Origin of the sequence: Serratia sp. CY33802 (assembly GCF_052169095.1) — a bacterium.
GTDB lineage: Bacteria > Pseudomonadota > Gammaproteobacteria > Enterobacterales > Enterobacteriaceae > Serratia > Serratia bockelmannii.
On sequence record NZ_JBJNLL010000001.1, the window covers coordinates 1,175,706 to 1,187,149 of the forward strand.

The window sequence follows — 11,444 nt, forward strand, 5'->3', positions numbered from 1 at the left end:
CTGGCGGTCTGATCAGTAATGAATTTGATTTTCGTTTGTTTCCTATGATAGAAAAACGGTTCCCCACTAAAATGGAAAGGAAATCTGTTAGCACGCTTCATACGAATACATCAGAACTCTGTGATCATTACCATTGCGTAATAATGGAAAGCACTTGTTTAATTTTTTTATTATTTTGAAGGAACAAAAAATGCCTATTTTAAATCGCTGTGCTACAGCCTGCGCACTGGCGCTGAGCCTGCTGGGGAGCTCGGTTGCAGCACACGCTGGGGAACAAGAGGAACTCACCCAAAAACTGGATGAGTCGGTAATGACGTATGCTTACTCTAAGAGCAGTAGCGATATGGACACCATTAATGAACTGATAAAAAATGGCGCTCACCCTACTATTCAAACGTTATGGTATGCCGCCTATTACAAACAGCCGGCGCTGCTCGATCGTTTTCTTGATATGTCGGTGAATGTGAATCAAGCCATCAGTGACAATGGAGAAACCGTATTGTTGTCAGCGTTGGGAAATACCGACAAGTCTGAATTATCCGATGATGACCTTCACATTTTACAGAGCTTGCTAAAAGCAGGTGCCAATACCAATGTCATTGCACAAGGGGGGACTAATACACCACTTATTGCCGCCGCCCAAAGCCAAGAAGCCGCGCCCGCGCTGGTGAAACTGTTGCTGCAATTTGGTGCGGATGCCAAGCAGGTTACCCCGCAAGGATTCTCACCGATAATGGGGGAAGGGGCGGCTAATCTGGAGGTCATCAAACTGCTGGTAGCCGCCGGAACAGACCCTTATGGCGTCAGCAAGGTAGGATCAACGCCTTTGCACTTTGTTTGCACGCGGGACTCTTCCCAGGACGGCCAGCCGGACCCGCAAGCGGCACAGCGTATCGCCTTGTTGCATAAACCCGGAACCTCTATCGATGCTCAACCGCCCCAGCAACAGGCCTGGCCTGTTGGCACACCACTGCTGGAAAGCCTGACCAGCAATAATCCTGACTGCGTCAAGGCGTTGTTGGCTGCGGGTGCCGATAAAGATGCGCTGGCTTTCCCGGCAGAGTATGTGGCAGCAGATCCAAGCGTAAAAGGTAAAACGGTTCGTCAGAATATACTCGGGTCGGCAGAAAAATATCCCGACCTGTATTCGCCAGAAATCGTGGCCTTGTTTCAAAAATAGGTGAAACGAAAAAGGGGGCTTTCGCCCCCTGAAACAATGGCCCGCTCGCAGGCCAAATAAGCCGGCATCAACCTGGGTAGATGCCGCGCTCTTTACGTGCGGTCAGGATGCGCTCACAGGCCACGATGTAAGCCGCGGTGCGCAGGCTGCACTCTTTCTCTGCGGCCTTGTTCCAGACGTGGACCATCGCGTCGGTCATGATCTTGTCCATACGCTCGTTGATCTCGGACTCGCTCCAGAAGTAGCTCGCCATATCCTGCACCCACTCGAAGTAACTGACCGTTACGCCGCCGGCGTTACAGATAACGTCCGGAACTACGGTGATGTTACGGGAGCGCAGAATGTCGTCCGCTTCTGGGAAGGTTGGGCCGTTAGCCCCTTCCAGCACCAGCTTGGCGCTGAGGATTTCGGCGCGCTGGCGGGTGATCTGGCCTTCCAGCGCCGCAGGGATCAGGATGTCCATGTCAACCGACCAGAACGCTTCGCTCTCGATCTCGCTGGCACCCGGGAAGCCGGCGATCTGCTTGTGCTTGGCCTGGTATTCGGTCAGCGCGACCAGATCGATACCGTTGGCGTTGAACAGGGTAGCGGAGTGGTCCTGGATGGTGACGACGCGAGCGCCGACGCCGACGAACAGACGGGCCGCTTCGCTGCCCACGTTACCGAAGCCTTGTACCGCCACTTTGGCGCCTTCGATCTGCACGCCCAGACGCTTGGCCACTTCGCTGCCGGTGACGAACACGCCGCGGCCGGTCGCTTTCTCACGGCCCAGGGAACCGCCGAGGTGGATTGGCTTGCCTGTCACTACGCCGGTGATGGTGGTGCCGTGGTTCATGGAGTAGGTATCCATCATCCAGGCCATCACTTTGGCGTTGGTGCCGACGTCCGGCGCAGGGATGTCTTTCTGTGGCCCGATGATGAAGCCGATTTCGCTGGTGTAGCGGCGGGTCAGTCGCTCCAGTTCACCTTCAGACAGTTTGAACGGATCGACGCGGATGCCGCCCTTGGCGCCGCCGTACGGCAGGTTGACTGCGGCACACTTGATGGTCATCCAGGCGGACAGGGCCATCACTTCGTTCAGATCGACGTCAGGGTGGAAGCGGATACCGCCTTTACCCGGCCCGCGCGACAGGTTGTGCTGTACGCGGAAACCTTCGAAGTGACGGATGGTGCCATCGTCCATCTGCAGCGGGATATCAACAATCAAAGCGCGTTTAGGGTGACGCAGCGTATCAACCCAGCGTGAGAGGTCGCCGAGGTAAGGGGCGACGCGATCGATTTGTTGCAGATATGTAGCCCAAGCGGTGGTGCTGCTGTCTGAAGCGTAGGATAGCTTTTCCATAACCAACCTTTATATTTTAGAGGTATTTATTTCGTTTAACCGTGGATTAGCAAGCGCATAACACTTTGCGACGCTAAATTTACCACTAATTATGCCGGTTGTTAGCCCCCCTCTCATCGGGCCAGCGGACGGTTTTTCGCCGCCTGCAGGGCGGCAAATGAATAGTTAATTACTTTTTGTCGACGATGAGCGAGCTCATGCATATTTTATGCATATAAAGCGCATAAAAACCCTTTTTATCTATTTTTCAGAAGCTTGAATGTGATCAAAAAGTTTCATTTTATTTAACTGCCATGTTGACAATGGCATTTCCCCTCGCCAGAGTTAAATTAATGTTAAAACGACTCCGGCGTCGTTTTTTTGTTGCACAAGGGAAAGTATAACCATTTGATATTGTAGTGTTTACCCACCACGCTCAGGCTATGTTCGCCAAACGTGGGCGATACGACGGCTCACGAGAGCATTTTCTCGGTACCCATTATTATTACCTCCCTGTCACAACAGGGCGGGCAGCGTTCGGTCTCACTTTTTTGCCGGTTAGAACGCCCACGGGCGTTTCACTCCTGCTGCAGCCGCATATCGGTTGCTTAATCGCCTTAATGACGGACAGGTAACACCATGACAAAAAATCACTGTGATCGGCTGAACCCAGGTTCAGCCGAGGGGCCAAACTGTGCCCAAACCTTGCAGCGCGGGCTGAGCGCGCGCCACATTCAACTGATTTCGATCGGCGGCGCCATCGGCACCGGGCTGTTTATGGGCGCCGGGAAAACCCTCGCGCTGTCGGGCACCTCCATCGTACTGACTTACGCCATCGTCGGCTTTTTCATGTTCATGGTCATGAGGGCGATGGGGGAGTTGCTGCTCACGCGGCTCGATTACCGTTCGTTCGCCGATTTCGTCTCCGAATACCTGGGGCCGCGCGCCAGCTTTTTTCTCGGCTGGTCCTACTGGCTGAGCTGGGTCGTGACCTGCATTGCCGACGTGGTGGTGTGCGGCGGCTACGTGCAGTATTGGCTGCCTAACGTCTCGCCCTGGCTGCCGGCGCTGCTGACGCTGGGGTTTCTGTGTCTGTTCAACATGCTGTCGGTCAAGATGTTCGGCGAAGCCGAATTCTGGTTTGCGATGATCAAGGTGGTGGCGATCGTCGCGTTGATCGCCACCGGCGCCTGGATGGTGTTCAGCGGATGGACCTCGCCGGACGGCGTGACCGCTTCGCTGCATAACGTCACCGATCCCGCCATTTTCATGCCGCACGGCATCTTCGGCTTTTTCGCCGGGTTCCAGATCGCCATTTTCTCCTGTACCGGCATCGAGCTGTTGGGCACGATGTCGGCGGAGACCAAAAACCCGCAGAAGGTGTTGCCGAAGGCGATCAACGCGATCCCGGCGCGCATCATCGTCTTCTACGTGTGCTCGATGCTGACCATTATCGCCGTCACCTCGTGGAGCCACATCTCGCCGGACAGCAGCCCGTTCGTGATGCTGTTCGATCGGGCGGGGCTGCCGGCTGCCGCCGCGGTGATCAACTTCGTGGTGCTGACTTCGGCGATGTCCTCGGCCAACAGCGGGGTGTATTCCAGCACCCGCATGCTGTACAGCCTGTCGATGGAAAAGCACGCCCACGGTCAATTCCGCATTCTGTCTCGCACCACGGCCATTCCGATCCGCAGCCTGCTGTTTTCCTGCTTCTGCATGGTGGCCGGCACCTTGCTGCTGATACTGGTGCCGAACGTCATGACGCTGTTCACCATCGTCTCTACCGTGGCGGCGATCCTGGTGGTTTACAGCTGGGGCATGATTTTGGTCGCCTACCTGGTGTATCGCCAGAAGCGACCGGATCTGCACGCCGATTCCAATTTCAAAATGCCAGGCGGGGTCGCGATGGCCTGGCTGACGCTGGCATTTTTCGCCTTTACGCTGGTACTGATGGTGTTCGATAGCGATACGCTGATCGCGCTGTGCAGCATGCCGCTGTGGTTTACCACGCTCGGGCTGATCTGGCGCTATCGGGTCCGCGACAGCGTGGCGCACGAGAGCTACGTGTTTTATCGGCGTGGCGCCGAGGCGGAATAACCGGCGAAGGATACGCCGCTTGCCGCCGCTCCACTCGGCAAGCGGCGGCAACTGCGGTATGCTAAGCGGCTGAACAGCAAACCAAACCGGGCCATACGGAGACCCCCAGCGTGCCGAACTCTTCTTCTCAACTCGAACTTTTGCGCTCGGTCGCTGACGGCATCGCGGCGCTGTTTTTCCCGAATGCGGAAGTGGTGATCCACGATCTGGCCACCAACAAGATTGCCTATCTGGCGAACAACCTGTCGAAGCGCAAACCGGGCGACGACGCCGGGCTGGAAGACTTCGAGCTCGATGGCGGCGCCGGCGTGACCGGCCCCTATGAGAAGCTGAACTGGGACGGCAAAAAGATGCGTTCGGTGAGCATTGCCGCACGCGACGAACAGGGCAAGCCCAGCTATCTGCTGTGCATCAACCTGAGCACCGCGATGTTCGAGGACGCCCGCAACGCGCTGGACATGTTCCTGTCGGTCACGCGATTGCAACCTCAGCCACAAGAGCTGTTCAAAGACGACTGGCAGGAGAAGATCAACACCTTCCTGCACGATTGGCTGCGGCGCGAAAACGCCGCGCTCGGCGCGCTGAGCCGCGAACAAAAACGGCGACTGGTCAGCGATCTCTACCATCAGGGCGCGTTCAAGGCCAAAAGCGCCGCGGACTACATCGCCAACGTGCTGTCGATGGGGCGCGCCACGGTGTACAAGCACTTGCGGGAATTGAAGCAGGAGTAAAGGCGGCGGGAAAGGGCACGACGCCCCAGGGCGAATGCCGAGGTAGCGCAATAGCTGCGATGATCGTTTATGAACGGTCTGAGACGACGTCCTGAAGAAGCCAGTCGTGGAAAATTTTCACTTCATCACGCATGACATGTTGCTGCGGGGTGACCAGATAGTAGGACCATCTAAGTGGCCAGCGATGGTCGGGATGGAGATGAACCAACTGCCCGGTCTCGATAAGCTGCTTTACCAGAGCGTTTCGAACGATGGCCACGCCCCTGCCGCTCAGCGCCGACAGGATCACTGCTGAAGTAGAATTGATATGCAGCCCGCTTTCCCGCGTTTCGGGCGCACCGACCGCTCTCAGTACATCACCCCATGATGGAAAATCCGCACCAGGATGCGGCGTGTCATCGTGAATGAGTTTTTGCGTGGCGAGCCATTCACTGCAGGCCATTTTCTCGGGGGGAGCCAGGCGTGGACTGCAGACCAGCACGGCTTCCTCATCCATTAGCCAGGTTTTACTCACGCCGGGCCACTCTCCCTGTCCACAGCGAATGCCGATATCTGCCTCGCCATACGACACGTCCATCAGCTTTTCCGTGACGTTAAGCCGCAGATCGATATTCTCATGCGTTTCCGCAAACCGGTTCAGGCGGTCCATCAGCCAGTTCATCATCAGTACCTGGGATGCCGTCACCACGACCACCGAGCGTGACCGGCGACCACGAAGCTTACTTAAACCGATTTCCAGTTTATCGAGCCCCTGAGTGATATCTTGTAGGGCCTCCTGCGCTTCGTCTACCAGCGTCAGTCGCTCCTTGCCGGAACGGGTGCGGTGAAGAAGCGGGTGTCCGACCCAGTCTTCCAGCGAACGGACCAACTGACCTACGGCGGCGGGTGTGACACCCAGCTCCTGTGCCGCGCCGGTAAAACTGCCATGCCTGGCGGTGGCTTCAAAAGCGTGCAGCCATTTAAGTCGGTTTAACGATCGCATTGTGATCATCCTGATTCATTCTTTTCCTCAGTATACGCCGGCGAGAAAGATTTTCTTTCCTGTGTCGCAATTTCTTCTCAGTCGTCAATCGGTTTTCAGGGTGGCAATCTGGTTTCACACGATGAGAAGCCAGGCTTCTTATTAATGACAACCAGATGAATGTAAAGAGGTTAGCGATGAATACATCTTTTGCTGGCAAAAAACTGTTAGTGGTCGGCGGTACAAGCGGTATGGGCTTCGAAACGGCGAAGCGGGTCCTGAAAAGCGGCGGCAGCGTGGTGCTTGTTGGCCATCGTCAGGACAAAGCCGAGCAGGCCCGTCAGGCACTGGCTGCAGACGGCCAGGTTTCCGTCATCGTTGCAGACCTTATGAAAAAAGAAGGTCTGCAGCATGTAGTGAACATCATTAACGCCGAACACAAAGATATCAGCCTGCTGGTCAATGCGGCTGGCGTGTTCTTCCCGAAACCGTTTACAGAACATGAAGCGTCAGACTATGACATGTACATGAGCATTAACCGCGCCACGTTTTTTATCACCCGCGACGTAGTGCGCAATATGGTCGAGGCCGATATCAAAGGCGCTATCGTCAATATTGGCTCTATGTGGGCACGACAGGCCATCGGTGCCACACCGTCTTCAGCCTACTCAATGGCCAAAGCCGGTCTGCACGCGCTGACCAAAAACCTGGCTATTGAACTGGGTGAAAAAGGGATCCGTGTGAATGCGGTTTCTCCAGCTGTCGTTCACACGCCGATTTATGAGGGCTTCATTCCGAAAGACGACGTGAAGGATGTGATGAACAGCTTCGACAGCTTTCATCCGATCGGACGCGTGGGTTCACCGGTCGACATCGCGGAAACCATCACTTTCCTGCTTTCTGACAAGACTGGCTGGGTGACCGGCGCTATCTGGGATATCGATGGCGGCGTGATGGCGGGGCGTAACGCCTGATGACCATGCCGCACGAGTTAACCCGCGTGCGGCATGGGGATTGGACAAAGGCGTGGGTTGCAAGGGGCAGCATCTTACGGCCCCTTGCTCATTTTCATTTATCGCCCGAAAACGTCATCAATACCTTCAGAAAAACGCTAACTGACAAACATTACGATGTTGGCCACCCCTTTTTGTTACCAGCGGTAGTTGACCGAAGCGATGATGCTGCGGCCGCTGCCGTAGAAGCAGGCGTACTCGCCGCTGCAGGATGAGACGTATTTCTTGTCCGTCAGGTTCTGCACGTTGAGCTGGAGCGCCGCACCGCGCAGCGCCGACGAAGCCTGGCCGAGGTCATATTTCACCATGGCATCGTACAGCGTGTAGTGCGGCACGTCGTACTGGCCGGTGGCGTCGGCCGGCGCATCGCCGATGTAACGCACGCCGCTGCCGACGGTCAGGCCGTTCAGCGCACCGCTCAGGACGCTGTAGCTGCCCCAGGCGGAGGCCGCGTGGCGCGGGATGCCCGCCGGGCTGTGGCCAATTTCATCCGCCGAGTTGGAGTCTTTGGTCACTACGTCGGTGTAGGTATAAGCGGCGGTCAGCGTGATCTCCGGCGTAGGCTGAGCGTGCACTTCCGCCTCAATCCCTTTGGATTTCACCTCACCGATCTGCTCGTAGGCGGAGGTGAGACGGTTGTAAGACGCCACATTGCGTTGGGTGATGTCGAACCAGGAGAGGGTCAGCAGGGTGTTGCCGCCCGGGATCTGGTACTTCACGCCCACCTCGGTTTGTTTGCCGGTGGTCGGCTTGAGCGGATCGGCGCCCGCGGCACTTGGGTACAGGTTAGGATCGAACGAGGTACTGTAGCTGACATACGGTGAAATGCCGTTGTCGAAGGCGTAGAGCAGGCCCGCGCGGCCGGTGAACTGGGCATCGTTATAGGTCTGCTCTTTGCCGCCGCTGGTGCGATCGCGGGTGTTGACCTGCGACCAGTCCTGACGGCCGGACAGCAGCAGGTTCCAGTTATTCCACTCCAACTGGTCCTGCAGATACACCCCGACCTGATTCAGCGTCTTCAAATCGCTGGAAGCCAGCGCCAACGTGCTGCCATCGATGCTGGGGCGAACCGGGTTGGCCCAGTCGATCGGGTAATCGTTACCGCGATCGCGATACATCTTCGAATCGATATGGCTGTAGCGGTAATCCAACCCGCCCAGCACCGTGTGCTTCACCTCGCCGGTGTCGAACAACCCCTTCAGCTGGTTATCCACGCCAAACTCGTTGGTCATCTGCGTTTCATGCTGCGCCATGCGGGTGACGGTGTGGTCGTTGACCGTCGAGTTTATGTTGTAAACCAGATATTTATAGTCTTCATCACGGTGGGTGAAGCGCAGGTTCTGGGTAAACGACAGCGCATCGCTGAAGTTATGCTCGAGGCTGTAGCCGATCGACGCCTGTTCGCGCCGCGACTTGTTGAAGCTGGGCTCGCTGATGTTGAAGTCATAGGGTACATAGCCCGCGCTGGTCGGGAACAGCGTGCCGGCGCGCGGCAGGAAGTTGCGCGATCCGGCTTTCGGATCGTTCTGGTAGCTGGTCAACAGCGTAAAGCTGGTGTCTTCGTTCGGCAGCCAGGTGAAGGCCGGGGCGATGGCCACCCGTTGCTGCTTGCTGTCTTTGACAAACTCATGTTCGGTTCGGGCGATACCGTTCAGGCGGTAGAACAGGGTGTTGTCGTCGTTAAGTTTGCCGCCAAAATCAAACGCCGTTTCCGCCAGATGGCGGTTGCCGGTGCTGAATTTGACTTCGTGAATGCTCTGGGCGGTGGGGCGTTTACTGGTCATCACCACCACGCCGCCGGGGCTGACCTGGCCGTACAGCACGCCGGCCGGGCCGTGCACCATCTCCACGCGCTCCAACAGCCAGGGATCGATCTGCCCGGCGCCGCCATTTTGGCTCGAGAGGCCAAAGTGCAGGCCGTCGAGCAGCTTGGGCGCATAACGGAAGCCGCGGCTGATCACTTCGTCATTGCGGTTGGAGTTGCCGCGGTAGGTGGTGATCACCCCGCTGGTGTAGTTCAATGCGTCGGCGACCGACGCCGGCTCCTGGTCGTTCATCTGCTCGCGCGTGACCACCGAGATGGCCTGCGGCGTCTTACGCAGAGCGGTGGCGGTCTTGGTGCCAGCGGCGCTCTCTTTGGCGACGATCCCTTTGACTGGCGCGGTCACGCTGTTTTGCGCGTCGGCGGTCACCAAAATCGTTTCGTCCGCTGCGGCGGACGCGTGTGGCGCCAAGGGCAATAAGGCCAGCGCCGATCCCAGCAACAGACGCTTGGCGGACATCGCCTCCGCGTTCGCGTTTTCTATCCCTTTGTTTTTAGTCTTCATTATCTCTCCTGAATACCTGCTTTTGTGTGTCATGCCACCCTGATAAACCCCGAAATGCCGACAAGCGGTCTTGTCCCGTCGACGTGGAGACGTCGTGTTTGCACGACGGTAAAAATCCGACAAATAGTATTGAAAATGATAATGAGTATCAATACGATTGTCAGGTTTTGTAAAAGACACTCATGTTATGTAAGGGGCGCTATGGAGTTTTTGCCGGAAAAGAGGCCAGAAAACGGTCGTGAGGGATTGGCGGCGCAGTGGCTGCGTGAAGAGGCGGCAGGGCAATCCGCGTGGTGGCAGAAGGTTGCCGCTCAGGGCACGCCTGTCGTCGAACCGCACGATGACAGTCACGTCAAAATGACCTGGCTATGGCGCGATCCCGCCGGCGATGAACGGCACTCGCCGATATGCCGCGTTTACGCCGATATCAACGGCATTACCGATCACCACAGCACGTCCCCCAGCGGCCTGACCCGGCTCCCCGGCACCGACGTTTGGTACGGCTCGGCCGTAGTCGATCGCCGCTGGCGCGGTAGCTACAGCCTGATCCCCATTACCGACCGGGATCTTCCCCCCGCATTCAGCGACGACGAAACGTTGCGCGACCGCCAGCAGCGTGCCTGGTGGGTATCGCTGTTCCCGTTGGCGATTGCCGATCCGCTGAATCGTCTCTCGTTGGGACCGTCTCATCGCCCGCGGCCCGTATCCCTGGCGCAAGGGCCGGATGCCGACGATCAAAGCGCCTGGCAGGCCGTCGATCGGCCACTGGAGGAGGCGCGGCTGCAGCTTTTCCAGTGGCAGAGCGAACGGCTGGATAACCAGCGGCGAGTTTGGCTGTATGCCAGCGGCGACGCGGCGATGAAAGCGAATCGCCCGCTGGTGCTGCTGCTCGATGGCCAAAACTGGATCGAAAAGCACGCGCTGTTGCCGGTGATCGAGCACGAAACCGCACAAGGGCACCTGCCGCCTGCATGTTGGCTGCTGATCGATGCGATCGATGGCGAACACCGGGAAAACGAGCTGCCTTGCAACGCCGCATTCTGGCAGGCGGTGATCGACGAACTGTTGCCGCAGGCGCAGCGGCGCGAACCGTTCAGCGAGGCAGGGGCGCGCACCGTCGTCGCCGGCCAGAGCTACGGCGGGCTGGCGGCGTTATATGCCGGTTTGCACTGGCCAGAGCGCTTCGGCCACGTGCTGAGCCAGTCCGGCTCCTTCTGGTGGCCTACGGTGCAATTCGTTACCCAGTTCGAAAAACGCCACGAGCTGGAAGAAGGCTGGCTGATACGCCAGGTTCGGCAACGCAACCCGGCGGCGCCCAAGCTCACCGTGATTCAGCAAGCCGGCGATCGGGAGGCGGACATCGAATTCGTTAATCGCCAGATGCATCAGGCTCTGGCAGCGGCAGGGCACCGCGCCGAATACCGCGTGTTTTCCGGCGGGCACGATGCGCTCTGCTGGCGCGGTGGCCTGGTGGACGGCGTGCGCCAACTGCTTTCCGCAATGAAGTAATCCCACATTTTGACAGACAGGTAAGGCAAATGACTCAGGAACAACAAAACCCGTTCGATGACGAAAATCTCCGTTTCTCCGTGCTGATCAACACGCAACAGCAGTACTCGCTGTGGCCGCAGTTTGCCGATACGCCGCAGGGGTGGCGCGTGCTGATGGGGCCGGCGTCGCGCGGCGAATGCATCGACTACATCGAAACGCACTGGCAGGACATGCGGCCGGCGGCGCTGAAAGCGGCGGATGCGCCGCGTTAATCGCCGCACAGCCACATCGATACATTCCGTTTGAGGGAAAGGACAGACACC

Annotated in this window: 9 protein-coding genes; 6 read left to right on the forward strand and 3 right to left on the reverse strand. The window is 57.7% G+C overall.

The features are described 5' to 3' along the window. Positions 1 to 154: 154 nt before the first annotated feature. Positions 155 to 1,180 (forward strand): ankyrin repeat domain-containing protein, encoded by a 1,026-nt coding sequence (locus tag ACJ8HA_RS05520; protein WP_141998096.1) that lies wholly within the window; start codon positions 155 to 157, stop codon positions 1,178 to 1,180. A 67-nt stretch (positions 1,181 to 1,247) separates the two neighbouring features. Here ACJ8HA_RS05520 and ACJ8HA_RS05525 read toward each other — a convergent pair whose 3' ends face one another. Next, positions 1,248 to 2,522, reverse strand: a complete 1,275-nt coding sequence (locus ACJ8HA_RS05525) for a Glu/Leu/Phe/Val family dehydrogenase (RefSeq protein ID WP_043143546.1) — start codon at positions 2,520 to 2,522, stop codon at positions 1,248 to 1,250. Between the two features lie 618 nt (positions 2,523 to 3,140). Between ACJ8HA_RS05525 and ACJ8HA_RS05530 the strand changes: the two genes are divergently transcribed. Together ACJ8HA_RS05530 and ACJ8HA_RS05535 are read left to right on the forward strand one after the other, a co-directional pair. Continuing rightward, positions 3,141 to 4,598 carry an amino acid permease gene (locus tag ACJ8HA_RS05530; protein WP_060433098.1) on the forward strand — a complete coding sequence of 486 codons (1,458 nt, stop codon included), beginning with the start codon at positions 3,141 to 3,143 and terminating at the stop codon, positions 4,596 to 4,598. A 110-nt stretch (positions 4,599 to 4,708) separates the two neighbouring features. Further along, entirely contained in the window at positions 4,709 to 5,329 is a 621-nt protein-coding gene (locus ACJ8HA_RS05535) for a helix-turn-helix transcriptional regulator (RefSeq protein ID WP_016927684.1), read from the forward strand. A 67-nt stretch (positions 5,330 to 5,396) separates the two neighbouring features. Here ACJ8HA_RS05535 and ACJ8HA_RS05540 read toward each other — a convergent pair whose 3' ends face one another. Further along, the gene (locus tag ACJ8HA_RS05540) at positions 5,397 to 6,311 is read right to left on the reverse strand and encodes a LysR substrate-binding domain-containing protein (RefSeq protein ID WP_025302875.1); all 915 of its coding nucleotides are present in this window, start codon (positions 6,309 to 6,311) and stop codon (positions 5,397 to 5,399) included. Positions 6,312 to 6,487: 176 nt separating this feature from the next. On the opposite strand from ACJ8HA_RS05540, the gene ACJ8HA_RS05545 reads away from it, so the two are divergent. Beyond that, positions 6,488 to 7,264 (forward strand): SDR family NAD(P)-dependent oxidoreductase, encoded by a 777-nt coding sequence (locus tag ACJ8HA_RS05545; RefSeq protein WP_049295636.1) that lies wholly within the window; start codon positions 6,488 to 6,490, stop codon positions 7,262 to 7,264. Between the two features lie 176 nt (positions 7,265 to 7,440). On the opposite strand, the gene ACJ8HA_RS05550 is transcribed toward ACJ8HA_RS05545, so the two are convergent. Next, positions 7,441 to 9,630 carry a TonB-dependent siderophore receptor gene (locus ACJ8HA_RS05550; protein ID WP_442515243.1) on the reverse strand — a complete coding sequence of 730 codons (2,190 nt, stop codon included), beginning with the start codon at positions 9,628 to 9,630 and terminating at the stop codon, positions 7,441 to 7,443. 201 nt (positions 9,631 to 9,831) lie between these two features. On the opposite strand from ACJ8HA_RS05550, the gene fes reads away from it, so the two are divergent. Both fes and ACJ8HA_RS05560 read left to right on the forward strand, forming a co-directional pair. After that, positions 9,832 to 11,139 carry an enterochelin esterase gene (gene fes, locus ACJ8HA_RS05555; RefSeq protein WP_260514854.1) on the forward strand — a complete coding sequence of 436 codons (1,308 nt, stop codon included), beginning with the start codon at positions 9,832 to 9,834 and terminating at the stop codon, positions 11,137 to 11,139. Positions 11,140 to 11,168: 29 nt separating this feature from the next. Next, a complete protein-coding gene (locus ACJ8HA_RS05560) occupies positions 11,169 to 11,393 on the forward strand; it encodes an MbtH family protein (protein WP_197812604.1) in 225 nt (74 codons plus the stop codon). Positions 11,394 to 11,444 lie beyond the last annotated feature (51 nt).